At 69.7% G+C, this 26,267-nt stretch carries 23 protein-coding genes; 6 read left to right on the top strand and 17 right to left on the bottom strand.

Annotated features, from left to right (window positions below):
• Positions 1–507 precede the first annotated feature (507 nt).
• Complete coding sequence (locus BDK92_RS33880; RefSeq protein WP_147457209.1) at positions 508–4,368, bottom strand: nSTAND1 domain-containing NTPase; 3,861 nt, start codon at positions 4,366–4,368, stop codon at positions 508–510.
• 153 nt (positions 4,369–4,521) lie between these two features.
• On the opposite strand from BDK92_RS33880, the gene BDK92_RS33875 reads away from it, so the two are divergent.
• Complete coding sequence (locus tag BDK92_RS33875; protein ID WP_147457208.1) at positions 4,522–5,412, top strand: hypothetical protein; 891 nt, start codon at positions 4,522–4,524, stop codon at positions 5,410–5,412.
• A gap of 71 nt (positions 5,413–5,483) precedes the next feature.
• On the opposite strand, the gene BDK92_RS33870 is transcribed toward BDK92_RS33875, so the two are convergent.
• The gene (locus BDK92_RS33870; protein WP_121160399.1) at positions 5,484–5,888 is read right to left on the bottom strand and encodes an SRPBCC family protein; all 405 of its coding nucleotides are present in this window, start codon (positions 5,886–5,888) and stop codon (positions 5,484–5,486) included.
• Positions 5,889–6,082: 194 nt separating this feature from the next.
• Here BDK92_RS33870 and BDK92_RS33865 point away from each other — a divergent pair, with 194 nt between their 5' ends.
• A complete protein-coding gene (locus BDK92_RS33865; protein WP_121162826.1) occupies positions 6,083–6,934 on the top strand; it encodes an ATP-grasp domain-containing protein in 852 nt (283 codons plus the stop codon).
• Between the two features lie 36 nt (positions 6,935–6,970).
• On the opposite strand, the gene BDK92_RS33860 is transcribed toward BDK92_RS33865, so the two are convergent.
• The 9 genes from BDK92_RS33860 to BDK92_RS33825 all read right to left on the bottom strand — a co-directional run bounded on the left by BDK92_RS33860 (position 6,971) and on the right by BDK92_RS33825 (position 16,488).
• A complete protein-coding gene (locus BDK92_RS33860) occupies positions 6,971–7,393 on the bottom strand; it encodes a hypothetical protein (RefSeq protein WP_147457207.1) in 423 nt (140 codons plus the stop codon).
• A 126-nt stretch (positions 7,394–7,519) separates the two neighbouring features.
• Positions 7,520–7,660, bottom strand: a complete 141-nt coding sequence (locus BDK92_RS39410) for a hypothetical protein (protein WP_170208790.1) — start codon at positions 7,658–7,660, stop codon at positions 7,520–7,522.
• Between the two features lie 168 nt (positions 7,661–7,828).
• Positions 7,829–9,256, bottom strand: a complete 1,428-nt coding sequence (locus tag BDK92_RS33855) for a GH1 family beta-glucosidase (protein WP_121160397.1) — start codon at positions 9,254–9,256, stop codon at positions 7,829–7,831.
• Positions 9,257–9,344: 88 nt separating this feature from the next.
• Positions 9,345–10,340, bottom strand: coding sequence for an ABC transporter ATP-binding protein (locus BDK92_RS33850; RefSeq protein WP_121160396.1), 996 nt, complete (start codon positions 10,338–10,340; stop codon positions 9,345–9,347).
• Positions 10,337–11,401 carry an ABC transporter permease gene (locus BDK92_RS33845; RefSeq protein WP_121160395.1) on the bottom strand — a complete coding sequence of 355 codons (1,065 nt, stop codon included), beginning with the start codon at positions 11,399–11,401 and terminating at the stop codon, positions 10,337–10,339. Before BDK92_RS33845 ends, BDK92_RS33850 begins: the two co-directional genes overlap by 4 nt.
• 3 nt (positions 11,402–11,404) lie before the next feature.
• A complete protein-coding gene (locus BDK92_RS33840; RefSeq protein ID WP_121160394.1) occupies positions 11,405–12,385 on the bottom strand; it encodes an ABC transporter permease in 981 nt (326 codons plus the stop codon).
• The gene (locus BDK92_RS41350; protein WP_121160393.1) at positions 12,382–13,488 is read right to left on the bottom strand and encodes an ABC transporter ATP-binding protein; all 1,107 of its coding nucleotides are present in this window, start codon (positions 13,486–13,488) and stop codon (positions 12,382–12,384) included. The genes BDK92_RS33840 and BDK92_RS41350 overlap by 4 nt, the downstream gene beginning before the upstream one ends.
• 112 nt (positions 13,489–13,600) lie before the next feature.
• Positions 13,601–15,274 (bottom strand): ABC transporter substrate-binding protein, encoded by a 1,674-nt coding sequence (locus BDK92_RS33830; RefSeq protein ID WP_121160392.1) that lies wholly within the window; start codon positions 15,272–15,274, stop codon positions 13,601–13,603.
• A gap of 209 nt (positions 15,275–15,483) precedes the next feature.
• Positions 15,484–16,488, bottom strand: coding sequence for a LacI family DNA-binding transcriptional regulator (locus tag BDK92_RS33825; RefSeq protein WP_121160391.1), 1,005 nt, complete (start codon positions 16,486–16,488; stop codon positions 15,484–15,486).
• Between the two features lie 1,162 nt (positions 16,489–17,650).
• Here BDK92_RS33825 and BDK92_RS33820 point away from each other — a divergent pair.
• Positions 17,651–17,995 (top strand): histone-like nucleoid-structuring protein Lsr2, encoded by a 345-nt coding sequence (locus BDK92_RS33820; protein ID WP_121160390.1) that lies wholly within the window; start codon positions 17,651–17,653, stop codon positions 17,993–17,995.
• Between the two features lie 694 nt (positions 17,996–18,689).
• A complete protein-coding gene (locus tag BDK92_RS33815) occupies positions 18,690–19,391 on the top strand; it encodes an HAD family hydrolase (RefSeq protein ID WP_121162825.1) in 702 nt (233 codons plus the stop codon).
• Here BDK92_RS33815 and BDK92_RS33810 read toward each other — a convergent pair.
• Both BDK92_RS33810 and BDK92_RS33805 read right to left on the bottom strand, forming a co-directional pair.
• A complete protein-coding gene (locus BDK92_RS33810) occupies positions 19,378–20,043 on the bottom strand; it encodes a 4'-phosphopantetheinyl transferase family protein (RefSeq protein WP_121160389.1) in 666 nt (221 codons plus the stop codon). The two genes, BDK92_RS33815 and BDK92_RS33810, sit on opposite strands and share 14 nt — an antisense overlap.
• Positions 20,040–20,882: a metallophosphoesterase family protein gene (locus BDK92_RS33805; RefSeq protein WP_121160388.1), complete on the bottom strand. Its 843-nt coding sequence runs from the start codon at positions 20,880–20,882 to the stop codon at positions 20,040–20,042. The genes BDK92_RS33810 and BDK92_RS33805 overlap by 4 nt, the downstream gene beginning before the upstream one ends.
• Positions 20,883–21,024: 142 nt before the next feature.
• On the opposite strand from BDK92_RS33805, the gene BDK92_RS33800 reads away from it, so the two are divergent.
• Positions 21,025–21,444, top strand: a complete 420-nt coding sequence (locus tag BDK92_RS33800) for a hypothetical protein (protein WP_425462281.1) — start codon at positions 21,025–21,027, stop codon at positions 21,442–21,444.
• Positions 21,445–21,460: 16 nt separating this feature from the next.
• On the opposite strand, the gene BDK92_RS33795 is transcribed toward BDK92_RS33800, so the two are convergent.
• Positions 21,461–22,330, bottom strand: coding sequence for a TauD/TfdA dioxygenase family protein (locus tag BDK92_RS33795; RefSeq protein WP_121160386.1), 870 nt, complete (start codon positions 22,328–22,330; stop codon positions 21,461–21,463).
• 193 nt (positions 22,331–22,523) lie between these two features.
• Between BDK92_RS33795 and BDK92_RS33790 the strand changes: the two genes are divergently transcribed.
• Positions 22,524–23,729, top strand: a complete 1,206-nt coding sequence (locus BDK92_RS33790) for a glycosyltransferase (protein WP_121160385.1) — start codon at positions 22,524–22,526, stop codon at positions 23,727–23,729.
• A gap of 339 nt (positions 23,730–24,068) precedes the next feature.
• On the opposite strand, the gene BDK92_RS33785 is transcribed toward BDK92_RS33790, so the two are convergent.
• From BDK92_RS33785 to BDK92_RS38650, 3 genes are all read right to left on the bottom strand, one after another.
• The gene (locus BDK92_RS33785) at positions 24,069–24,650 is read right to left on the bottom strand and encodes a dihydrofolate reductase family protein (RefSeq protein WP_121160384.1); all 582 of its coding nucleotides are present in this window, start codon (positions 24,648–24,650) and stop codon (positions 24,069–24,071) included.
• A gap of 66 nt (positions 24,651–24,716) precedes the next feature.
• Positions 24,717–25,556: a helix-turn-helix domain-containing protein gene (locus BDK92_RS33780; protein ID WP_246017402.1), complete on the bottom strand. Its 840-nt coding sequence runs from the start codon at positions 25,554–25,556 to the stop codon at positions 24,717–24,719.
• Positions 25,557–25,764: 208 nt separating this feature from the next.
• On the bottom strand, positions 25,765–26,085 hold the full coding sequence (locus tag BDK92_RS38650; protein WP_147457206.1) for a hypothetical protein: 321 nt from the start codon (positions 26,083–26,085) through the stop codon (positions 25,765–25,767).
• Between the last annotated feature and the right edge of the window lie 182 nt (positions 26,086–26,267).

Raw genomic sequence — 26,267 nt, 5'->3', positions numbered from 1 at the left:
GTCACCACCCAGTAACAGCTTCTCGTGGGGTGGCCGGTCGCCGTCGCGGTGCTGTCGGCGTCGATCCGTCCGGGCAACGTACACGGCCCGAACCGATGGTCATGATGGGGTCGACAGGTCACCAATGGTCGATCGGCAATCTTCACCCACCAGGGCCGAGTCTTGTCGGTCCTGCTCATACGGTCACCTTCTCGGCTCCGTGACGCCCCAGGGTGGGGCTGTCATGAGCAGGGGTACAACGTGATCACCTCCGATATCGGCACTACCGCGTCCAGCCCTGACAGCGTGTGGGTTGCTGAAGAAGACCGGCTCGTCCACCGCCGGGACATGCCGCGCGGACCCGCGAGGGTGGCTATAGCTTGCCGGTCAGCCGCGCGATGATCAAGCGCTTTCTGCTGCCGACCGTGCGTCACACATCGTCAACGCCGGGCGATCAAGACGGGACGGCCTCGCCGGGTAAGGGTGCGTTTCATTTGGTGAGGCGGCGGCGGTAGCACTTGACAACGTTCAGCGGTCGAGGAGGAAGGCCCGGCGCTCGTCCGCGCGCAACGGCCGCACGTCCCGGGTATCGGCGGCGGCGAGCACCCGCTCCATGGGGCCGCAGACGTCGCAGTTCCAGGTCCGGACCGAGCCGTCGGAATGGACGGTCACCACCCGTTCGCCATCGGGACTGAACGCGAAGCCGAGCGGCCCGGTCCCGAGGGGATGCAGGGTGACCGGCTCGGTCGCGGCACCGACTGCCCATAGCTGGATGCCGGACAGCTCCTGACCGCCGAGCAGCGCCAGGTGCCGCCCGTCCGGGGTGTAGGTCAGCCGGGTGGTCGCCGCGCCCTGCCCGGCGGCGGCGAGCAGGGTCGCCGACCCGCCGGTCGCGGGCCAGATCCGGATGGTGCTGTCCAGGCTGAGGCTGGCCACGCTGTCGCCGTCCGGGGCGAACGCCACCGAGGTCACCGCCGCGTCGTGCCGACCGAGGTCGACGCCGCCCTCCTCCGACAACTGGCGGATCGACACGGTGCCGTCGTCCGCCCCGGTCACCATCCGCCGGCCGTCCGGGCCGAACGCCGCGATCGCCCCGGCCGCGGGTAGCGGTACACCGACCGGGGCACCCTGTTCGATCCCGTCCCAGACCCGTACGCCACCGGGGCCGCTGGTGAGCAACCGCTCGTTGTCCGGCCCGAAGGCGATCCTGCTGGACCGGGCGGCGTCGAAGGTGGCGGTGAGCGTACCGGTCCGCCACGCCCAGATGCGGACGGTGCCGCCCGCATCGAGGCTGGCCAGCCGCACCCCGTCGGGGGCGAAGGCCAGGTCCAGCACCATGCCGGCGTGCCCGGCCAGCACCACCGGTTCGCCCGGTCCGTCGGTGACCGCCGTCGCGGCAGGACCGTCGCCCGTCTGGTCAGGGCTCGGCGTGGCGGCCGTGACCCGGACGGTGCCGTCGGCTATACCGCCGCTGGCGATGTGGCGGCCGTCCGGACTGAACCGGGCGACGTGGGCCAGGCCGTCGTGGGGGTGAGCGATGTCCGGATGCCACGGACCGTTGATGTCCCACGTCCGGACCGTACCGTCCTCACCGACGCTGACCAGGTGCCCGTCGGGACCGACGGTGGCGGCCCGAACCGCTCCGGCGTGCCCGCGCAGCGTCAGCGGGTCGCCGGGTGCGGCGGTGTCCCAGAAGCCGAGCACGCCGTACCCGTTGGTGGTGATCAGCCGCTGACCGTCGGGGCTGAACGCCGTCGGGATCACCCCCCGAAGCCGTCCGAGGACGGTCGGCGGGCCGCCGCCGGACGACCAGATCCACAACGTGCCGTCGTCACCGGCGGCGACCCGGCTGCCGTCCGGGCTGAACAACAGCTCGTCGGTGTCGACCGAGTCGCCCAGCTCGACCGGAGCCCGGCCGGGGCTACGCACGTCCCAGATCCGGGCCGGCGCCTCCTCGGTGCCGACGGCCAACCGCCGTCCGTCGGCCGACCAGCCCAGCGTATAGACGGCGCCCCGCCCGCCGCTGGGCAACACCCGGGCCACCGGCGGACCGGTCAGGTCCCAGAGTCGTACGGTCCCGTCCGCGTCGCCGCTGGCCAGGGTCTTGCCGTCCGGGCTGAACCGGATGTCGCGCACCGGACCGGTGTGCCCCGACAAAAGGATCGGGCCACGGGTCGGCACGGCCCCGTCCCAGATCCGGACCACCGGCTCGTTGTGGGCGCTGGCCACCAGCCGTCCGTCGTCGCTGATCGCCACCGCGTACAGGTCCCGGCCGGTCTCGGGCAGCACCAACGCCTCGCCGGGCGGTTCGGTGGCGTGCCACACGCGTACCATGCCGTCTGCGGTCCCGGCGACCCCGTGCCGGCCGTCGCGGGTCAGCGCCGCCGCCTTGTTACGGGGGCCGAACACCTGCCTGCTGGTGAGCCCTCGCCAGTTCAGGGTCGCCTGCCGCAGCACCGCCTCGGCCAACGTGTCCGGCCGAAGGCCGTACGCCTGCCCCGCGAGCAGGAAGGCGAGTTGCGGGTCCCGTGCCATCTGCGCGCGAGCGCTGGCGATAAGCTGCCCGTGCAGGGCGTGGTCGCGCTCGTCGGCGGCCCGTCCCGCCTGGACGATCGCCAGTGAGGCGAGCACCGTGACCACCACGGCCACCCCGGCGAGCGCCCCGAGCATGATGCGTCCGCGCCGGCGCCGCCCGGCCAGCCGCCGCTCGTCGGCTCGCTGGCTGGCGGCGAGGAACTCCTCTTCCGTCCCACTCAGGCTGCTGGGACGGGTACGCGCCCAGGCTCGGGTCCGGGACAGTGCGAGCCCGCGCAGTAGCGCACCCGGGTCCCGGTCCAGCGACTGCCACACCATTGCCGCCTGGGTGAGCTGACGATGGACGCGTACGCCCTCGCGGTCCTCGTCCAGCCAGTCCCGCAGGCGGGGCCAGGCACCGAGCAGCGCCTCGTGGGCCAGGCGTACCGAGTGGTCGTCCACGGTGACCAGGCGGGCGCCGGCCAGTCGCTCCACCACGGAGGCGGTGACCGGTCCGGTGTCGTCGAGTTCGCCGTGCTCCAACCGACGGCTGGTCACCGGCTCGTTCCCGGTTCCGACCTCGACCATCCGCAGCAGCACGTGCCGGGCCGCCCGCCGTTGGCCGTCGTCGAACTCCTGCCAGATCCGCTCGGCGGTCTGCGCGACCGCGCCGTCCATGCCCCCTGCCGCCTCGTACCCGGCCAGGGTGACGGCGCTGCCACGACGGCGCCACCACGCCTCGAGCAGCGCGTGCGAGGCCATCGGCAGAGCCCCGGCACGGCCGGCCACCTGCGCGACGATGGTCGAGACCAGAGCTCCCTCGACCATCGCCCCGGCCCGTTCCGCCGGCCGGACCACCGCGTCCCGGACCTGCGGCGGTGTCATAGGACCGACCAGCACCTGCGCCCCCGACAGGGCCGCCGGAAGTTCCGGCGACTCGGCGCACCGGCCGTAGAAGTCCGCCCGCACTCCGAGCACCACCCGCAGCCGGCTAAGTGGTGCGCGTACGGCGGCCAGCAGCGCGGCCACGAAGCCCGCCCGGCTGGCGTCGTCCCGGCAGAGCGTGAAGATCTCCTCGAACTGGTCCACGACCAGCAGCAGCTCCGGCCCGTCGGCGTCGCCGCCGAGCGCCTGCCGGACCGCCAGATCCAGGTGCGCCGGGTCGGCGACCAGGTCCGCCCGCAGCGCCCCCGCCGGTACGCCGCTCAACCGGGCGAGCCGCACCGCCAGTTCGCCGAGCGGGTCCGGACCGGGCGTCATCACCAGAACCGCCGGCGTCCTCGAGCCCGTCTCCCGCCGGTCCGCCACCACGTCCCGGCTCGCCTCGGCTTCCCCGCGCGCCTCCCGGTCCGTCCCGCTCCCCTGGTCGGGGGCCGGTACTTGGCCGGCAAGCACCGCCGGCACCAGGCCGGCACGCAGCAGGGAGGACTTGCCACTGCCGGACGCGCCGAAGACCGCGAGCAGTCGCCGTCGCGCCAACCGCCGCAGCAGGTCGTCAACGAGGTCCTCTCGGCCGAAGAACCATCCGGCCCGCTCCGGCCCGTACGCCGCCAGCCCCTGGTACGGCGCCTCGACCACGTCACCGGCGGCACCCGGCCCGTTGACCGGCGATGTCTCCCGGGCGGCCCGACGCCACCGCTCCTCCCACTCCGGTTCGCTTCCGCCGCACGCCGCCACGTACGCCAGGGTGACCGCGAGCGTCGGCAGCCGGCGCCCACCGGCGGCCTCCGACAGGGTCGTGGCGGAGAAGTGCGCCCGTCGGGCCAGTTCCCGGTAGCCGGGCCGGCCGGCCTTCTCCCGCAGCAGGCGCAGTCCGGCGGCGAATTCCATGACCTCCGGGTCGCCCGGTCCCAGTTCGCCCTCCGGCCGTGGCACCCGCACGCACCCCCAACAACCGTCCAGTCCGCTCGTCCGGAGTTGATTGTCCAGTTCGCCGGCCCGAAGCCGGACAACGAGTCGGCGACTAGACATCGATACAGCGGGTCCAGACGGTGCCCGCCGTGATGTTCAACGAGAGGGAACCCAGCGATGTCCAAGATCTCTACCAGGAGAAGTTCCATCGCTCTGGCCAGCGTGCTCGGCGTACTCGTGACGCTGGCGGGTGGTGCCACACCGGCGGTGGCGGAGGATCGGGCCTCGATCGCCGCGGGGGTGGTGCGTTACAACGCCATCTGGGAGCCGGGTGACGACGCTCGACCGAGGGTGCACACGTACACGTCGCACGACCTGCTCGAACGCAACAGCGAACTGTTCAACCAGGGCTACCGGATCGACTCGATCAGCCAGACGAGACTGGACAACGGCGAGTCCCGGTACGACGCGATCTGGAGGCCGGGCAGCGGCAGCAGCCCGGTGGTGATCGGCTGGTCGGAGCAGCAGTTCTGGAACCAGAACGCGATCTACTGGGAACAGGGGCTGCGGCTCTGGCGGGTCAACCGCTACCTGCACAACGGCGCGTTCCACTACGACGGGATCTGGAAGCCCGGCACCGACGGACGCCGGGTCGCGGCGGGCTGGACGCTGGCCGCGTTGCAGGCCGAGGACATCCGGATGCGGGCCCAGGGCTACCGCCTGATCCAGACAGCCGGGGTGCGCGAGAACCTGCTCGGTAGCGAGATCCGCTACATCGGCATCTGGATGCCGGGTACCGACGCCCGGCCGACGCTCTTCGGTGCGACCTGGGACGAGATGATCCAGGCGAACGCCAACCACTGGACCAGCGGTTACCGGACCAAGTACCTGAACGTCTACCGGACCCACCAGGGCCACCTGCGCTACGACGTGATCTGGGAACCCGGCAACGACGGGCGACCGGTCATCACCGCCCCCGCCTACGCGGAACTGATGGCGAGGGACGCGGAGCTGCAGACGGCCGGCTACCGGATGACGGTGGTGCAGGGGTACGTGAGCCCGAGCTGAACAACCAGTAGGAGCGGTGGGGGGTGGCCGTAGGTCCCTCCCACCGTCGCCTGCGCTCGACCATCACGACCTCATGCGTCGCCGGCCTCAAGGACCCTCTTGAGGAGTGCGAGGTCGCCACCGACCAACCCGGCGTCCCGCTCGAACTCGGCATCCGTCATACCGGGCGACCGACGCAGCGTGAAGATCACTTCAGAGCCCTCGCCGTCCATGATCGCCCGTAGCGGTACGTATACCGTCTCACCAGAGGGAGTCAGCACCTCATGGTCAAGCACCCCATACTCATTGTCCGGGGCGAATTTGACCCGCACCCGTCCTTCCGGCGTTTCGACGTACCAGTGCCCGTCCTCCCGCACCACGGAGCCACCCAGACCGGGCGCCCAGCGAGGCAGGTTGGCGGGATCGGAGGCGAACCTGTAGACCTCCGCCACCGGCCGATCGATGTGCACGCTCAGGTGCCGGGAATTCGTACTCATCCGGCGATGATGTCACGGCCTCCGTCTCTGACGTACGTGCTCGCGCCACTGCCGACCAACTGCGAGAACACCTCGTACCGTCCGATCCTCTGGCTCGGGACAGCGATGGTTACTCGCACACTCATGGCCGTCGGCAGGGCGGCGGCCGAGATAACGGCTCGAGGTCGGATGGCCGCGTGGGGAAGGATGTGGGCGTGATCCTGTTGGTTCCCGCGAACCCTCTACGGCCGCGCCGCCCGGACGAACACTTCGCGGCGGAGGTCGACGCCGCTCGCGATGCCGGACTGGATGTGGCGGTGGTCGACCACGACGCGCTGACCCGAGCCGACGAACTGGAACGGGCAGTCGCATCGGTGTCAGGGAACGGCGCCGCGGTCTACCGAGGCTGGATGCTCCGCGCCGAGCAGTACGCCGCGTTCGCCGAGGTGCTGACCGGACGCGGCGTGATGTTGAGAACCGGCAGTGAACAGTACCGGCAGGCCCATGAGCTGCCTGGCTGGTATTCCGACCTGGCGACGGTCACTCCGCGGTCGGTCTGGACCACGGGCGCGGATCAGGCGGACTTCGACCGGGCACGCGGCGAACTGGGGGCGGGCCCAGCGGTACTGCGTGACTACACCAAGTCGATGAAGCACTACTGGCACGAGGCCGCGTTCATTCCCGAACTCGACGACCGTAAAGCTGCCTGGGAAGTGGCGAACCGGTTTCTTCAGCTACGCGAGGACGACTTCGTGGGCGGATTCGTCCTGCGTCGCTTCGAGTCGTTCACCTCCGCCGAGGTGCGTACGTGGTGGGTCAATGGCGTGTGTGTCCTGATCGGCTCGCATCCGGACACCCCGGACGACTCTCCGCCCACCACGGTTGACCTTGCTCCGGTCACACCGCTGATCGCCGCACTGGGCCTGCCCTTCGTGACCGTGGACCTCGCACTGCGCACGGACGGTGTGTGGAGGGTCGTCGAGCTCGGTGACGGTCAGGTCAGCGACCGGCCAACCAGCATCGAGGCCCGGGCGTTCATCGCGGCGCTGCTCGGCAAACCTCATTGACCAGGAGAAGGCGAGCAGCCGTTGGCCCGATCCTGCTCAATCCTCGGCTGCCGGGCCCGGGTGGTCGGTTTCCCGGGTGATGAGCGCGAAGCGGTGGATGAACTCGACCTTCTCGTCCAGGTGCAGGGCGGTGACTGGCGCATCCTCCATCGGCGGCGTTTCGGTGCCGACCGAATAACGCGTACGCACCAGTTCGTCGTACGGGCCCTCCTCGTCGATCTCGGCGAGGATGAACGGTGTGCCGGGAGCCCAACTCCCGGAGGCTGTCCAGTTGTACCGCAGCTCGACCTCGCCGTCGCCTGGGCAGTCCCAGGTGAGTTGGCTCACCGCCGCGCTGCCGGTGTTGGCAACGGCTGTCCAGCCAGTGCCGTCCCGCCGAAGGCAGACCCAGCTCGACTCCATCGCACCGTAGTCGTACGGACTGCTGTCCCAGAAGCCCACGAGGTTTTCGTCCCGCATGACGAGCATGATCGCAGATGCGAGACGACGGAGTCCCGGTCCGGATCTCGCCTGCGCACCGATCGACCCAGCGCTGGTTCGGCGGGTCCACGGTCAGGGTGGTGCGGCAGCGCCGCGCCCGCTCCTTCAGGAGAGCGCCGAGCCGGTCAGGTCCAAGGCGCCGGTGGTCACTGACCGTTGCCGCCAGTCCACCCACTCGTCAGCGCCCAGGGTGCGTTTCCATTCGTACGTTCGCGCCTCCACCGACGAGAACGCGTTGTCGTCCACACCTCGACAACCAGCCGTTGATCATGAAGTTGGCGCGGGATTCCGGCCCGGATGGTTGCGCCAACCTCATGATCGACGGGGTGGGTCGGCCGCGCGGACAACACCTGAAAACGGGGTACGGCGGCCGAACGCTTTCGGCCGCCGTACCCCTCCCAGGACCCGGTCAGGTCAGCTGCCGGCGTTGCGTACCCGGCGGATGGTGTCGCGGTACCAGAGCGCGCTGCGCTTGGGCGTACGCACCTGGGTGTCGTAGTCGACCCGGACGATGCCGAAGCGCTTGTCGTACCCGTACGCCCACTCGAAGTTGTCCAGCAGCGACCAGGCGAAGTAGCCGCGAATGTCGGCGCCCTGCTGGCGGGCGCGAGCGACCGCACCGATGTGCGAGGCGAAATAGTCGACCCGGTCGTCGTCGGCGACAAACCCGCTCTCGTCCGGCTTGTCGTCGAACGCGGAGCCGTTCTCCGTGATCACCATCGGCAGACCGGGGTAGTCGCGGCCGAGCCGTACCAGCAGCTCGGTGAAGCCCTCGGGCACGATCTCCCAGTCCATCGCGGTACGGGGCCGACCGAACGGCACCTCCCGGTCGACCGGTAGCCCGTCGGCGTCCTCGGTGCGTCCCTGCTCGTCCACGCCGGAGTGCTGGGTGCTGAAGTAGTAGTTGACCCCGAGCACGTCCATCGGCGTCGAGATGATTTCCAGGTCCCCGTCCCGCACCGGCAACTCGATGTTGCGGGCGGCCAGGTCGGCGACGATGTCCTGCGGATAACGCCCGTGCACCAGCGGATCGAGGTAGATCCGGACACCGAGCCCGTCGGCCCGGCGGGCGGCGTTCAGGTCGGCTTCGCTCTCACTGGCCGCGGTCGAGGTGCTCATGTTCAGCGTGATGCCGAGGTCGACCGGCCCGCTCGCGGCGGCCCGCATCCGCTGGGTGGCCAGGCCGTGCCCGAGCAGCAGGTGGTGTACGGCGTGCATGCCCGCCTCGAAGTCCCGCTTGCCCGGGGCGTGCCGCCCGTACGCGTAGCCGAGCATCGCCGAGCACCACGGCTCGTTGAGCGTCGTCCAGGTGCGTACCCGGTCACTGAGCTGGTCGAAGACGAGCATGGAGTAGTCGGCGAACCGGTACGCGGTGTCCCGGACCGGCCAGCCGCCAGCGTCCTCCAGTTCCTGCGGCAGGTCCCAGTGGTAGAGGGTGACCCACGGGTCGATCCCCTTGGCCAGCAACTCGTCCACCAGCCGGTCGTAGAAGGCCAGGCCGGCCGGGTTGACCGGGCCCCGGCCACCGGGCTGGACCCTCGGCCAGGCGACCGAGAAGCGGTAGGTGTCCACGTCGAGGTCACGCATCAACGCCACGTCGGCGGGCATCCGGTGGTAGTGGTCGCAGGCGATGTCGCCGTGGTCGCCGTTGTGCACCGCGCCGGGTACCCGGCAGAAGGTGTCCCAGATCGAGGCGGTACGTCCGTCCTCGGCTACGGCTCCCTCGATCTGGTACGACGAGGTGGCGACGCCCCAGCGGAAGTCCGCGGGCAGACTGTCGATCGGGTCGGGTTGACCGCTGGCCACGCGGGCAGGATCGAGTGTCGGGGCGGTCGTGTCCATGGCTCTCCTGATCGGGTGTGGGAACTGGTGTCGGGTCGGTCGGCGGCGACCGGTGGTGGCCCGCGCGCGCCGCGACCGGTCCGGGCTGTCACCGGACCGGGTGCAGCCAGCAGGCCACGGTCCGGTCCACGGCCGTACCCTCCTTCGGCACGCCCAGCACCGGGATCTCCGTGCCGCACGGATCGAACGCCTTCGGGCAGCGCGGGTGAAACGAGCAGCCGGTCGGCATGCCGCGCAGGTCCGGCGGCGAACCGGGGATGCCGCTCAGCTCCCGGCGCGGGCCGCGCAGCGCCGGGAACGAGTTCAGCAACCCCTCGCTGTACGGATGCAGCGAGTCGCGGTAGAGCGCGGCGGCGGGCGCCTCCTCGACGATCCGCCCCCCGTACATGATCGCGATCCGGTCGGAGAACTCGACCAGCAGCGACAGGTCGTGGGTGATGAACAGCACCGAGAAGCCGAGCCGTTCCCGCAGCTCGACGAGTTGTCCGAGGATCTGCCGCTGCATCACCACGTCGAGCGCGGTGGTCGGCTCGTCCATGATGACGATCTGCGGTTCCAGGGCGAGCGCCATGCCGATCATGACCCGTTGACGCATGCCACCGGAGAGCTGGTGCGGGTAGCTCTCCAGCCGGTCGGCCGAGATGCCGACAAGCTTGAGCAGCTCACGGGCGCGGGCCAGCCGGGCGGCGGCGCTCATCGTCGGCTCGTGTGCGGCCAGGACGTCGAGCAGTTGGGTCGAGACCTTGTGCACCGGGTTGAGCGAGTTCATCGCTCCCTGGAACACGATCGAGGTCTCGGCCCAGCGGAACCTGCGCAGTTGCGCCGGGCTGAGCGCCATGATGTCGATCGGTTCGCCGCTCGGCGGGTGATAGATCACCGAGCCGCCGCTGATCGCACCGGGTGGTGGAAGCAGCCGGGTCACCCCGTACGCCAGGGTGGACTTGCCGCTGCCGCTCTCCCCCGCAAGGCCGAGCACCTCGCCCCGGTGCAGGGTGAGGTTGACGTCCCGGACCGCTCGTACGGCCTGGTCACCGAGGCCGTAGTCGACGTTCAGGTTCTTGATTTCCAGCACGGGTCGCGTCATCGCCCGGCCGCCTTTCCCTCGGCGTTGGTCAGCACAGCGGCGCCCTCGGGCACCGGCGGTGGGGTCGACGACGGCGAGGCCAGCACCGGGGTGAACCCGACCCGCATCCGGACCACCCGGCCGTCGGCGGTACGCACCTTCGCCTTGCCGCTGCTGCGCAACCGGGGGCTGACGAACTCGTCGATGCCGAAGTTGACCAGCGACAGTGCGGTGCCGAGCAGGGCGATCGCGAGCCCTGCCGGGACGAACCACCACCAGGCGCCCTGGGCCAGCGCCTGCTGGCTCTGCGCCCAGAACAGGATCGTGCCCCAGTTCCACTCGGAGATGGTCGAGATGCCGATGAACGCCAGGGTGATCTCGGACATCACGGCGAAGATGACCGTGCCGACGAAGTTCGAGGCGATGATCGCGGTCAGGTTCGGCAGGATCTCGAAGAGCACGATCCGCCAGGTGCTCTCTCCGCTGGCACGGGCCGCCTCCACATAGTCGCGTCGTCTCAGCGACAGCGTCTGGGCGCGCAGCACCCGCGCTCCCCAGGCCCACGAGGTGAAGCCGATGACGAGGGCGACGACCAGGTCACCGGCGGACTGGATGGTCGACGCGAGGATGATGACCAGCGGCAGTGCCGGGATCACCAGGAAGACGTTCGACAGCGCGGAGAGGCTCTCGTCGGCGGCTCCACCGAGGTATCCGGCGGTGACCCCGATCAGCACCGAGAGCACGGTCGCGACCGCGCCGGCCAGGAATCCGACGAAGATGACGCCCCGGGTGCCGACCAGCACCTGACTGAAGATGTCCTGCCCGAGGTGGGTGGTGCCGAACCAGTGCGCACCGGAGGGGGGCGCGACCAGGTCCGCGCCGCGGGCCGACGGGTCGTACGGGGCGATCCACGGGCCGATCACCGCGATCAGCAGGAAGATGCCCAGGATGACCAGCCCGGTCGCGGCCTTGGGATTGGCCACGAACCGCAGACGGCGGCGGCGGGCGGCGGCCGGCGGCGCGGTTTCGGCCACCGGCCCGGAAGGAATGACAGCGTCGATGCTGCTGGTGGGGATGGCCATCGCTCAGCCCTCCTTGCGGGTTCGGGGGTCCAGGGCCAGGTACGCCAGGTCCGCCAGCAGGTTCGCCAGCAGCACGGAGAGCGTGATGATCAGGAAGATGCCCTGCATCAGCGGGTAGTCCTTGGCGCCGACCGCCTGGAAGAGCTGGAACCCGAGGCCGGGATAGGAGAAGACGATCTCGACCAGCAGGGTGCCGCCGACGATGAAGCCGAGCGACAACGCGAACCCGGAGACGTTCGGCAGCAGCGCGTTGCGGGCGGCGTAGCTGACCGCGACCCGCCGCTCGGAGAGTCCCTTGGCGTGCGCCACCGTGATGTAGTCCTCCGCCGCGACGGTGACCATCATGTTGCGCATGCTGAGGATCCAGCCGGAGACCGACGAGATCAGGATGGTGAACGCCGGCAGCAGGCTGTGCTGGATCGCGCTGCCGATGAAGTACTGGTCGAACGCCGGCACCAGGCCGGGCTCGTACCCGCCGGAGGAGGGGAAGAAGCTCCCCGGGCCGGCCAGCAGGGCGATCGAGATGAGACCGAGCCAGAAGTACGGGATGGAGGAGAGGAACGTGGTCGCCGGGAGCAGCCCGTCGATCCAGGAGCCCCGCCGCCACCCGGCGACCACACCGAGCGCGGTGCCGGTGAAGAAGCTGATCACGGTGGTGATGCCGACGAGGGCGAGGGTCCAGGGCAGGCTGTCGGAGAGCACCTGGGAGACCGGGGCGGGGAAGAACGTGAACGACAGGCCCAGGTCACCACGGAAGAGTTGGCCCCAGTACTCGACGTACTCCTGCCAGAGGCTCTTCTCCTTGTCCAGGCCGAAGAGCACGTAGAGCGACTGCATGGCCTGGGTGCTGATCTGGCCCTGGTAGCGGGAGATCAGCGACTGGACCGGGTCACCGGGGATCATCCGGGGGATGAAGAAGTTGATGGTGATCGCGGCCCAGGCGGTGAACAGGTAGAACGCGATCCGTTGCAGCAGGAACTTCACGAGGCCACCGCCCCTACCTCGCGGGCGGCGGAGCCCGGCGTCTCGGTGTTCTCCGGGTCGTAGAGCCAGCAGGAGGCCCAGTGTCCCGGCTCCCCCTGCACCGCGAGCCGGGGCGGCAGCGCGGTCAGGCAGCGCGGCATCGCGTTCGGGCAGCGGGGATGGAACCGGCACCCGGGCGGCGGGTCGATGAGACTGGGCGGCTCGCCGCCACCCCGGTCCTCCGGGGTGGCCGCGGCGGCGTCGGTGGGCGAGCCCTGGATGCGGTCCGGATCGGGGGCCGAGGCAATCAACAACCGGGTGTACGGGTGCGCCGGCCGTTGGGTGACCGTCTCGCTGTCGCCACCCTCGACCATCCGTCCCGCGTACATGACCAGGGTGTCGTCGGCGAAGTACCGGGCCGAGGCGATGTCGTGGGTGATGTAGAGGATGGCCAGGTTCAGTCGTTCCTTGAGGTCACGCAGCAGGTTCAGCACACCGAGCCGGATCGAGACGTCGAGCATCGAGACCGGTTCGTCGGCGAGGAGCACCTCCGGGTCGGCGCCGAGCGCGCGGGCGATCGCCACCCGCTGCCGCTGGCCACCGGAGAGTTCGTGCGGGAACTTGTCGATGTAGCGCTCGGCTGGGGTGAGCGACACCCGCCCGAGCAGGTCGTGCAGGGCGCGCTCCAGTTCGGCGGCGGTCCTGCCGCCGTGGCCGTGGATACGCAACGACCGGGTGAGGTGGTAGCGGACGGTGTGGACCGGGTTCAGTGAGGCGAACGGGTCCTGGAAGGTGAGCTGCACCCGGCGGGCGTACGCCCGGAACCGCCGGCCGCCGCGTACGGTGGTCGACTCGCCGTGGAGCCGGATGTCGCCGGAGGTACGCCGGTAGAGCTGGGCCAGCAGCCGCGCCACCGTCGACTTGCCCGAGCCGGACTCGCCGACGAGGGCCGTCACCCGGCCCCGCCGCAGGACCAGGTTCACGTCGTCGACCGCGTGCACCACCCGCCGCTCGCGGGAGAGGAGGTCCCGGACCCGCCGTCGGACCGGAAAATGTTTGGTCAGGCTTTCGGCCTCCAGCACCACCTCGGTCAGCGGAGGGGCGGAGGGCTCGCTCAAGGTCATGCCGGAGCTCCTGTCGAAGAGAGCTGATCCCCGCGCGGCGCTGCCTTCCCGCGCGGTGGCGTCGCCTCCCGGGTGGCCTGTTACGGCACACCCGGAAGGCGACGCGGGTGGATCAGGAAGCGGGCTTGAGGTGGAGCACGACGTCAACCGCGTTCGGCTGGGTCGGCTGGGCCGGGGCGTACGGGTTCTGGTCGTCCGGCCAGCCCACCCAGTTCTTCGTGACGTAGGCGCCACCGGCGTTGTCCGCGCCGACGGGGATCATCGGCATCTGCTCGACGAAGATCTTCTGGAGCGTGTTCATCGCGGTGGTACGGGCGGCGTCGTCAGGCGCGCTGGCGTACGCCTCCAGTGCCGCGGTCGCCTCCGGGTTGTTGAAGCGGCCGAAGTTGCCCTGCGGCGACGCGGTGCCGATCGGCTTGAGCAGCCGGCCGTCCATGATGGTCTGGTAGATGTCGTACGGCGTGGCACCACCGTTGGTCCAGCGGAAGCTGGCCTCGAAGTTGCCCTCCTCGACCGAGGTGAACCAGGCGTCCTGGTTGGCCTTCTCCACCGTCGCGGCGATGCCGATCTGGGAGAGGTTGTCCTTCACGATCTCCAGGCTGGTGATGTAGTCGGACCAGCCGGCAGGGTCGCTCAGGTTCAACGTGACCGGCTTGCCGCTCGGGTCCTTGAGCACGTTGCCCTCGAGCTTGAAGCCGTTCTGGGCGAGCAGCGCCTTGGCACCCTCGACGTCGACCTTGTGCATCTGGCCCTTGTACTCGGGCGCGATGAACGACTCACCGGCCGGCAGCGGAATGCCGGTCACGGAGGTCACTTCGGGGTGGAAGTAGGCCGCCTCGGCCTGGACGAAGATGTCGTTGCGGTTGATCACCATGTTCATCGCGCGGCGCAGCGCCGCGTTGTCGAACGGCTTCTTCGTGGTGTTGATGTACAGGCCGTGGATGCCGAGTACGGATGCCGGCCAGACCTTGTTGAACTGGGGGTTCTTGTCGACGTAGACGGTCTTGTAGTTGGGGATGAAGACGAAGCTCCACTCCGACTCGCCGTTGGCCAGGGCGGTGGTCTGCGCGTTGTTGTCGTTGTACGACGTGTAGCGCAGTTCCTTGACCTTCGGCAGGTCCTGCCAGTAGTTGTCCCGCACGGTCAGGGTGGTGGTCTGCGGGGTGAACGACTTCAGGGTGTACGGGCCGGTGCCGACGGGGTTCTTGTTGATGTCGGTCGCCGGGTCCGCGATCGTGGACCAGATGTGCTTGGGCACCATCGGGATGGTGGTGAGGATCTTGTGCTGGTTCACGAACTGCGGTGCGCCGAAGTTGATCGTGACCGTGCTACCGCTGCTCGTGATCTCCAGCAGCGGCAGAGCGTTGATATTCAACGCCTCGGTCTTCTTGATCAGGTCGAAGGTGAACACCACGTCCTCGGCGCTGAACGGCTTGCCGTCGGACCACTTGACGCCGTCCCGGATGGTCAGCGCCAGGGTCTTGTAGCCGTTGGTCCACTCCGCCTTGGTGGCCAGCCACGGCTTGCCCGCGTCGGAGGGGCGGATCAGGTTATCCATGATCAGCGGCTCGTAGATCATCCACCGGTAGCCGAGCGACGCGGCGGACGCGGAGCTCAGGAACGGGTTGTGGTTCTCGGTCTGCGGTCCGTTGGGCATGCCGATGTTCAGCACGGACGGGGCGTTGTTCCCGTCCCTGTTGGCGTTCGGGCTGTCGCCGCAGGCGGCGAGCGCCCCGAGCGCCGTCACGCTGGCGAGCGCTAGCGCGAGAGTCCGTCTGACGTGCATGTATTCCTCCCTGTGTCGTGGTGGTGAGGGTGGTCTTCGGGATGGTCGGGAGATGGGCTGACAAGGGTCCACTCGATCGGTAGAGCGCTCTCACAATCGGGCAGACGGGTGGCGCTGTCCTAGGTCAGGGGTAGGGGGTAGCCGGTCGGGGTGGTTCCGGTGGTGGGGCGGAGCGGTCGGGGGTGGGACCGGTCGGGGTGACGTACGGGTCAGGCGGGGACCATGGTCGAGGCTCGAATGATCAGCGTGGTGGGCAGAACGTGCGGGGCGTCGGGCAGCGGCGTGCCGTCGAAGTGCGCCAGCAGCATCCGCGCCGCGGCCTCGCCCATCTGGCGCATCGGCTGATGCACCGTGGTCAGTGGCGGATCGGTGTGCGAGGCGTACGGGATGTCGTCGAAGCCGACCAGCGCGACGTCCTCCGGCACCCGACGGCCCGACTCGCGGATGGCCAGCAGAGCACCGGCCGCCGAGAGGTCGTTGTGCGCGAAGACGGCGTCGAACTCCAGCCCGTCGGCCATCAACTGCTTGACCACCGCCCGACCCCGATCGAAGGTGAAGTCCCCCTCCACCACGAGCCTCGGGTCCAATGGCGAGCCCGCCTCGGCGTAGACGTCACCGAACCCGGCCAGCCGTTCCTGGGTGCAGCCGAAGGGTTCGATGCCGGTGATGACCAGGGGCCGACGTCGGCCGAGTTCCAGCAGGTGGCGGGCGGCCTCGGCACCACCGCTGCGGTTGGTGGTGGTGACCGACGGGAAGAGCGGCTGGTGGCCCCGGTCGTCGATCAGCACCACCGGCAGGCCCCGCGCGTGCAGGTCGGTGATGTAGTCGAGGGTTCCCTCGGGCTCGATCACCAGCAGTCCGTCGAACGACTTCGCCGAGACCTGGGAGGCGAACTGGCGCATCGACTCCTCGCCCCGGTTGCAGGTGAAGAGCAGCAGGCCGTAGCCCTCGGTCTCCACCACGTCGACCGCCCCCTGGAGCACCTCGCCCATCCAGGGCCAGGTGAGCGAGGGGACCAGCATGCCGACCACCCGGGTACGACCCCGGGCCAGGCCTACCGCCCGCGCGCTCGGCACGTATCCCAGTTCCTCGATCACCCGGCGCACCCGCGCCGCCGTCTGTACGTCCAGCTCACCCTTGCCGTTCAGCACCCGCGACACAGTGGTCTTACTGACCCCGGCCCGGGCCGCGACGTCGGCAATGGTGATCGGCACGTGGGTGCCCTTCGTGTCAGGACGGTTAACGGCTGGTTCGGAACCGGTTGCGGAAGCGGTTCCGGCCCGAGTCAACCGGAGTGACGCGGGCCACGTCAATCACGTTCGGGTAACAACCAGAATTTCTAAACAAACCTTGCAGTTGGCTGTACGGCCGAGCTGCCGCTTCATCCCCATCGATGCCACAGACCCGCTCGACGGATCAATTTCCGACGCCCGGGGGCATCACACCCCGGCCGACCAGCACGGCGAGCCCCAGCCCGGCCGCGACCCGTGGGCGCCGTGCGGGCGGCAACCGTCCGGCGCATCAGGCGCGCGGCGCCCACCTCCGGCGAGAAAACCGCTCGCGGAACGGGAGATTCTGTGCCATCAACAGAGGTACGCCGCGCAGGCGCCAACTCGGACCACGTGACCACACAGAATGAGCGACCTGTCACGCGAGCTACCCCTCGTCGCACTGGAACGCCACGGGCTGGGTGGAACGCCTCCGACTCCCCGGAATTCACCAAGAACCTGAAGGCGAAGGTGAACCAGGGACCGGACCAACCAGCTCGCGACCGACGGGCCGACCCGGCCGATCACCGGCCTCGGCGGAAATTGCACCGACATCGCCAGCGCCGACTCCGCCGACGGCACGGCGGTGCAGTTGTACGGCCGCAAGGGAACAACAGCGCAACCCGTGGACCCGGCGCCGGCGGTACCGTACGCGCACTCCGCGAATGCCCCGACATCAGCGGCGGGTCCACCGCGTTGGGGGCACGAGTGCGGCACTACACCGGCAACGGCTCAGGCGCCCGGAGGTGGACCGACACAGACGGCCGCGAGCCTTGCCAATGCGCAGGTGAACAAGCGCCTCGACGCCACCGGCACAAACCGCCACCGGCGGCACCCCATGGCAGATCCGAAGCTGCACCGGGGCCACAAACCAGAATTGGACCGCCCCGGCTTAGTAACCACATCGGAACTTCCCACCGTACCGGCCACCGCCGGCCCGCACCGAACCGGGAGGGTGCCGGTGGCGGCTCTTATGCCGGTGGGGCGAGTTTCCGGGGCGCCGGCGGCGGCCACGCCACTCGGACAATGAGGGGAACGTTGCAAAATCAGTGATTGATGAGTCAAACTCATCACCTGGAACCCCATTGTTCACGTGGAGTGATCAACCATGGCTAAAAAGGTAATCACCGTCCTGACCGATGACCTCGACGGCGGCCAAGCCGACCGCACGGTCGAGTTCGGGCTCGACGGAGTCAGCTACACCATTGATCTGTCCGAAGAGAACGCGGGCAAGCTCCGCAAGGTGCTCGACCCGTACATCGCCGCTGGTACGCGCGTGGGACGCGGTGGCGTCGAAAGCCGTCGCCCGACCCGTCGCAGCGGTGGTGCCCCCACCCGCAGCGACCGGGACCAGAACAAGGCCATCCGGGAATGGGCCTCCAAGAACGGCTACGACGTTTCCGAGCGCGGTCGGATTCCGGCTTCCGTGGTCGAGGCGTACAACAACCACTGAGCGGGCAGCTCAGGGGGCAGTCGATAGTGCGGGAGTCCTCCGTCCCAGGCATCTCCCCTCGGATATCGATCGCCTTCGGTGAGTCGGGCCCGGCCTACCCTCTCTCGGTGAGCCGGGCTCGGAAGCTCGTGCGGCAATGTGCACCACCGGAAACACCCTCCCGGTCCGCCGGAAGAGGAACGCGGAGCGCCGCAAGCTCCTGACCGGCGTACGCGGCGTAACGGTCAGAGACCGAAACCCGACGAGCGCGCCCTGTGCACGCCTGCGGGGATCGTCCTCGCATCCTGATCGTCGCCGCGTTGACCAGGCAATCCTGCCGTTGCAAGGCAATGCCAATGGTCCGTTTCCGACTGCAATCCGGGGCCGGTGACCCCGGCACACAATGTCACCTTGTCGCCGGGTATTCGCTATAGCAGCGCCAAGAGCGGCCGGTCAGTCGAGTGCGCAACTCTCATTGGACGAAGTCGACCTTGTCTGTCGGGAAACCGACTGGACACCCCATCGTGTTCGGCGACACCATCGGCGGCCTCGATCGCCACCCGAGCGCTGATCAAGTCGTACGCGGAGGTCGTCATTTTCACCCGCGACGACCTGCCCGCCGCCGCCACCTCCGATGAGAGCAGTGTCTGACCGCACCGGCAGTCGCACCTGGCGTCGCTTGACCGACAACCGGGTCGGGATCCAGCATGGCCCGATGCGCGCCGTCGTCTTCGACTTCTTCGGCACTCTCACCGATCCGGCCGTCGAGGCGGAACGGCGGGTGGCGTTCGCCGAAACGGCCGCCGCCCTGGGCGTGCCGGCCGAAGTGTTCTGGCGCCGGATGAGCGACAGCTTCGGCGCACGGGCCACCGGACGGTACGGCGGAACCGCCGCCACGCTGCGGACGATCGCCCGCGAGTGCGGCGCGGAACCCGACGAGGAACGGCTCCGACTGGCGGTACGGGTCCAGCACGGCGGTGCCGAACGGGTCCGGCGTCCCCGGGTCGGGGTCTTCGACGTCCTCGACGACCTCCGGAAACGGGGTTTCCGCCTCGCACTGCTCAGCGATTGCGCGAGTGAGCTCTGCGAACGATGGGGCGACACTCCGTACGCCGGTTACCTCGACGCGGCGGTCTTCTCCTGGCAGGAGGGCTACCGCAAGCCGGATCCCCGGCTCTACGCCACCGCCGCCGCCCGGCTGGACGTACCGCCGGGTGCCTGCTGGTTCGTCGGCGACGGCGGGAGTCGGGAACACTCGGGCGCGATCATCGCCGGCATGCGGCCGGTGCTGGTGACCAATGCCCTGGTACCCGGCTCGGCCGGTTACCGGGACGACCCCGACCCGGTCCGACCGGAGTACGTGGTCGACGACCTGACCGAGTTGCCCTCGTTGCTCGGCGACCCTACGTACGGGTGACGGGCAGGGCGATGACGGCGAGCAGCAGACCCCGGTCGGCCAGCCAACGGCCGGTGAACCCGCTGATCGGCGTGCCGTCGACCACCGGACCCGGAACCAGCAGGGTCGCGGTGAAGGTGCCGGCGTACGGTTCGATCTCGACCCGGGCCTCGTGGAAGTCCAGCCACCGGCGGGCGAGCGGGAACCAGGCCTTGTAGACCGCCTCCTTGGCGCAGAAGAGCAACCGGTCCCAGTGGACCGAGGGTTCGGCCGTGGTCAGTTCGGCCAACTGGACCAGCTCCCGCGACAGCGCGATCGACTCACGCACCCCGGACGGCAGCGGCTGGTTCGGCTCGGCGTCGACACCCAGGGTCAGCAGTTCGGTGTTCCTGGCCACCGCCGCGGCCCGGTACCCGTCGCAGTGGGTGATGCTGCCGACCACCCCGTCCGGCCAGCGAGGCTCCCGGTTCGGACCGGGCAGCAGCGCCACCGGCGCCAGACCCAGCCCGGCCATCGCCTCCCGGGCGCAGCGGCGGGCGGTCGCGAACTCCCGTCGCCGCTTCTCCACCGCGTTCGTGACCAGCGCCTCCTCCTCCGGAAAGAGCAGAGCGGGCAGCTGGTCGTCGAAGGCCTCCACCGCGCTGACCGAAGAGGGCAGCAGCCGCTCGATCACCGGTCCACCCCCACGGCGGTGAGGACCGGGCGCGGCACCCGTGGAGGTTGCCCCCGCTGCCGCCACTCGCGCGGATAGCCGAGCGAGACCTCCTCGAACCGGACCCCGTCGTGCCAGGTGGTCCGGGGAATGTGCAGGTGGCCGTAGACCGCCACGGCGGCCCGGAACCGCAGGTGCCAGTCGGCGGTCCGGTCCGTACCGCACCACTGGGCGAACTCCGGATAGCGCAGGATGTCGGTCGGCTCCCGGACCAGCGGATAGTGGTTGACCAGAACGGTGGGCAGGTCCGGGTCGCAGGCGGCGAGGCGGCGCTCGGTCCGCTCCACTCTGGCCCAGCACCACTGCTCCCGGCTCGGGTACGGGTCGGGGTGCAGCACGAACTCGTCCGTACAGACCACGCCGGTCTCGTACGCCCGGGCCAGCGACGCTTCCTTGGTGTCGAGTCCGGGCATCCGGAACGAGTAGTCGTAGAGCAGGAAGAGCGGCGCGACGATGGCCGGTCCGCCGACGCCGTTCCAGACCGGGTACTCGTCCTCCGGGGTGACCACGCCGATCGCGCGGCACATCCGTACCAGATGTTGGTAGCGCTCCTCGCCCCGGAGCTGGAGCGGGTCCCCGGCCGGTGTCCACAGCTCGTGGTTGCCGGGCGCCCAGATCACCTTGGCGAACCGGTCGGCCAGCATGGTCAGGGTGGACTCGATGTCGGCCGCCATCTCGCCGACGTCGCCGGCCACGATCAACCAGTCGTCGTCGGACCCGGGTCGCAGTTCGGTGGCTATCCGGCGGTTCTCCGGGTAGCCCACGTGAAGATCACTCACCGCAAGTAGCTGGCCGGTCACGACATCGCTCCACGCTTCACCGGACCAGCCTCGCATCCCGGGCCGCTCCAGCCAAGATCGCTACGACGGTTCATCACCCGGAAAGGCGGCGCCGGTACGGGCCTCGCCGCGCGCGGCCTCGAGCGGATGTCAGGATGATCGGGTGCGCCACCCATCCGACCCCGTTCCCGTACGCTCCGACCAACGCCGGTGGGCGGCACCGACGGGCTGCGCGTTGACCGTCTGCCGGGGCTGCTGCTGCGGCTCCACCCGCAAGCACCCCGATGTCGACCACGCCGGGCAGGTCGACCAGCTCCGGGCCCTGGTCGGCACCGACCACCGGGTACGGATCACCGATGACTGCCTCGACGCCTGCGAACGGTCGAACGTGGTGGTGGTCCACCCGTCCGGGGCGGGTCGCGCGGCCGGCGCCCGCCCGGTCTGGTTCGGCTTCGTCCTCGACGACAGCGCGGTGGACGACATCGCCGCCTGGGTACGTGCCGGCGGTCCCGGCGTCGCCCCGCTCCCCGACGTGCTGGACCTGTACGTGATGCCCGCACCCGGCCCGACCGCCCGCCGCTGAACCTCGCTCCGCCCGATCAGTAGTTCTCGACCGCGTTCACCCGCGCCGGCCAGTAGCGCTGGCCGGGAGCCGCCTGGTAGTGCTCCCACCGGGGCGGCTCGCCCTCGGGGTGGTCGCCGAGGATGGTGACCCGCTGGCCACGACGGGGCTCGACGTAGTCGTTCACCGCGTAGTGCTGAGTGACCCGGTTGTCCCAGACCGCCACGTCCCCGGCCCGCCAACGGTAGCGGCAGGTGAACTGCGGCCCCTCGGAGAACTCGAAGAGGTACTGCAACAGCGCGTCGCTCTCGTTGCGGCTCAGCTGCGGGATGTGTGAGGTGAAGAGGCGGTTGACGTACAGCGAGCGGCGCCCGGTCTCGGGGTGTGTCCGTACGACGGGGTGTTCGGCCCGGCTGGTGAACTCGTTGCCGATCCTGATCACGTGGATCGCGGTCAGCCCGTCGAGGAGCTGCCGGATCGGCGCGGAAAGCTGCTCGTAGACCAGGCACTGGTTGGTCCACATCGTGTCGCCGCCCACGCTGGGAGTCTTCACCAGGTGCAGGATGGAGGCGATCGGCGGACTCTGGTGGAAGGTCATGTCGGTGTGCCACACGTCGACCTTGCCGCCGCTCTCCGAATCGATCACGACGATCTCCGGAGTGCCCTCGAGCCGGGGCAGGTACGGGTGCAGCTCCACCTCGCCGAACCGGCGTCCGAAGGCGACGTGCGCCTCGGGAGTCAGGCCGGTCTGTCCGACCACGAAGATGACCTGGTGTCGCAGCAGGAGGCGGTGCAGTTCGGCGAAGAGTTCGTCGGTCAGGTTGGTCAGGTCGACGCCGTGGATCTCCGCGCCCAGCGCTCCCGAGATCGGCCTGACGTCGAGGGTGGTCCCGGTTGAAACCGACATGTTCGCCCTCCGGCCTCGACAACACGTCACCGTCCGATCGACGAATCATTCCACGGCTCCCGATCACCCGCCAGAGCCAACGCGTCCAATATGGACGCCCATTCGCGGTGGAACCTCGACGCCCGCGGTGGAACCTCGACGCCCGCGGTGGAACCTTGACGGCACAGCGGGTCGCGGGAAAGCATCCCGTCTCGTGCGCATCCTCGTGACCAGCCAACCGATCTACTCGCATCTGGTGCCGGCGCTGGTGCCGTTGGCCCAGACCGCACAGGCCCTCGGGCACCAGGCCGCAGTAGCCACCGCCGACTCGATGGCGGACGAGCTGGCCCGGCACGGCGTACCGCACCTGCCACTGCCGAACGTCGCCGGCCAGGAACAGCTGCGCCACGATCCCCGGCTGGCCGAGGAGTTCGGCCTGCCGCAACGGCTGATGCTGCCCGGCCGGCGCACCGTCGACCCGATCGCGGCCGAACAGATCGCGCGGGCGTACGCCGGGCCGATCGCCCTGCGCTTCGCCCGTGACCTGCTCGAAGTGGCCCGCGACTGGCACCCGGACGTGATCGTGCGCGAACCCGCCGAGTACGGCGGCTACCTCGTCGCCGAGGTGCTCGGCATCCCGCACGTCACGCTCGACATCTCCCCGTACGCCACCCGGGAGCTGCCGCTGGTGATCGACACACTGGACGCGCAGCGGGAGGCCCTCGGTCTCACCCCGGTCCGTCAGCCGCTGCACCCGCACCGTCATCTGCGCGCCGGGCTGGTGCCCCGGGCGTGGTACCCGCCCGAGCTGAGGCTGCCGTCCGGGCGCTACTACCGATCTCCGACGCCACCCGAGGACGTACCCCTCGACCCGGTCGTCGCGGCGCTGCCAGCGGACCGGCCGGTGATCCTGGCGAGCCTCGGTTCGCTGGTGCTGACCCTGCCCGGGATGGCGGAACTGCTCCCACCGCTGGTGGCGGCGCTCGGCGCGCTCCCCTGCCACTCGGTGGTGACGCTCGGCGGCCAGACCGGGCTGGCCGAGGTGGTCGGCCCCCCACCGCCGAACGTCCAACTGACGCCGTTCGTCGCGCAGCGCACCCTGCTCCCCACGGTCGACCTCTTCGTGACCCACGCCGGATTCAACGCCACCCACGAAGCGGTGGCTGCCGGCGTGCCGATGGTGGCGCTGCCGGTCTTCGCCGACCAACCCGCGAACGCCGACCGGATCGCCGAACTGGGGCTGGGTGAACGGCTCGACGTGGCCGAGCTGACCGAGGCGGGATTGGTCGGGGCCTGCGAGCGGGTGCTCGGCGATCCGGGTTTCCGGTGGCGGGCGGGGGCGATGCAGCGCCAGCACCTCGGCAGCCCCGGCTTCGCCCAGCTGGTCACGGACCTGGCCGAACTGGCCCGCCGGCGCTGACAGCACCGGTCGGCCGAGCCCGACGATTCGACTGACGGTGTCCCGGCCGGTCAGCCTGGACCGGTCGGACATCCGGCGCGGAGCGCGGCGAGGCGGTGCCGCCACGCGGGAGCCACGGGGACAAGTACGTCACCGTGATCAGCCGCTCTTCCTGGGGTCGGCCAAAGATACGACGGAAACCGGCAACCAGTGATCTTGAGTTGAACTTGCCGCAGGTGAGGCGCTGGGGCGGATCGGCGTCGGCTGCCCGACCAGGGACAGCGATGCGCAAACGCAGCCGGAGGCCCGATCTTGTGTCACCGTTCGCAGTGGACTTCTTCGCGTACCCGCTCAGATCGGTCAACGGCGCACCCGATAGCGCAGGTGAAGCACCCGGTTGCCCTGAATCACCACGTCAGGATCCTCCAACAGGTGCTGCGCGTCGACCGACCCGAAGTAGCGCTTGCCGGACCCGAACACGACGGGTACGACGTCCATGCGCACCTCGTCGACCAGGCCCGCGGCAAGCACCTGGCCACCGACGTCGCCAGCGGCGACCTCGACCACGCGGTCACCCGCAAGCTCCTGCGCCTTGGCCACGGCTGCCTCGACGCCGTCGACGAAGTGAAACGGCGCCTCGGGGTCCCAGCCCTCGGGCCTGCCCCGGTGGGTCACGACGACCACGTGGTCGATCCCGCTCGGAGGCTTCCCGTCCCAGCCGTCCGTCATGTCGAAGACGTGGCGGCCGGCGATTGTCGCCCCGATCTGGTCCCAGTACGACCGGGTGTAGTCGTAGGACGCCTGCGACACCTTCAACACGCCGCTCTCGTCCAACGGGACGTCACCGCGGGACAACCAGTCGAACAGCGGTCCGGGCTGGTCGTTCTCGTCCGCGACGAAGCCGTCCACCGACACCGAGCTGTACATGACCACCTTGCCCACGGGGCTCTCCTCTGCTTTGGGATGCCCCCAAATTAGCGTGTCGTGAGCTGTCGCTCTTGTAAGAAATCAATCGGCCGGCAGCGGCCAGCCGTCCATCGCGTGGCCGGGATGTTCGCGCAGGAACCGCCGCCGGACTTCGACGTACCGGGTCGGCGTGAGCCCGGTGAACGCCCGGAACTCGTGGCTGAAGTGGGCCTGGTCGAAGTAGCCTGCGTCATAGGCGAGGTCGCCCCAGTCGATCGGTCCGGCGGGGTTGATCGCGAACACGGTGGCGGTGAAGCGGTAGGTGCGGGCCAGCCGCTTCGGCGTGACGCCGATGAGCTCCTTGAACCGCTGTGCCAGATGAGTGCTGCTGACACCGGCTGCCACGCTCAGGTCGCCGATCGCCACGCCCTTGCTGGTCGCCGCGATGACGCTGCTCGTATGGCGGACCAGCCCCAGGCCGGCGGTCTCGCACAGCCGTCGCATCAGCTCCTCCTCGAGCAGCGTCAGCATCTCGTGCGCTCCGTCCGCCGTGGCCAGCCGGTCTCGCAGCTCAGCAATGGCGGGTCCGCCCCAAACCTGCTCTACCGTCACCGGCCGGTCACACAGCTCGGCCGCGGGCATCGGCAGGAATGGCGCCAGCCCCCACGGCTTGAAGTGCACGCCGACTGACCGGGTCCGGAGTGGGTAGCCGAACTGCCACGCGCGGGTGGGCATGGTGACCACACAGCCGTCGGCGTACTCGGCCGTCTCGATGTCAGTGCCGCCGCGGATGCGGAACGGCGCCCCGAGGTTGACGATGAGCAGCGCCGACGGCGCGGGCGGCAGCGTCAGCCAGGCGTACGGCGACGCACCCTCCAGGTAGTAAAGGTCGTCGATCAGCCCGTCCAGCGGCGGTCGCGGCACTCTGGACACGTACTCCACGCCCACAGTATCGCCGGCATCGCGCGCCGGGATGGTCCAGCCACGCCGCCGCCAGCATCGAGCCGGCGCCGATCCCGGACGAGCGCCGGGCCGCGGACATTTGCGTGGGATACGCGTGCCGCGTGAGCGATGGAGGATTCTCGGCCCTCCAGTGTCGCCCCGCATGGGGGCGGCGCTAAACCACCCTCTGCTGCGTTACCGCGCACTGCTATGCGGCCGCAGGCTGTTCGCCGCCAAAGTCGACCTCGTCCAGCGCGGGGTCGAACACGTCCGGCGGGATGTGGAGTTCGTCGAGCATTTCGATCCGGGCGAGGCGCAGGTCCGGGCTGGTACGGGCGATGCCGAGTACGCACCGGAGGCGTTCCTGATGGTCGGAAACCGTTTCGGGTGGATAGCGTTCCGGGCCGGCGATGAAACCTGTCCGCACCTCGGTTTCGGGGGCGCTGTAGACGTCTGTCGTCAAATCGTCGGCTGGCCCCACTCTGAGGTGCGGAAAAACTGTCGGATAGTTGAGGAAATTGTCCCGCACGAGGGTCGGTCCACCGCACCGGCTCCACCCCCCGACCTCCGCGCGGTACGGGACCGCACCGGCCCAGGGGCGGACCCGATGGCGTCGCTCTGGTTGACCATCGTCGGCAGGTGGGCCAGGTGGGTCCGCCGGAACCAGCGGTTCCAGGTGAACGCGGACGAGGCCCCGGTAGACGGCGTCGG

The organism is Micromonospora pisi, assembly GCF_003633685.1.
In the GTDB taxonomy this organism is placed as follows: Bacteria; Actinomycetota; Actinomycetes; order Mycobacteriales; family Micromonosporaceae; genus Micromonospora_G; species Micromonospora_G pisi.
The sequence above is the reverse complement of the archived record's forward strand: the minus strand, read 5'-3'. Positions and strand labels throughout refer to the sequence as shown.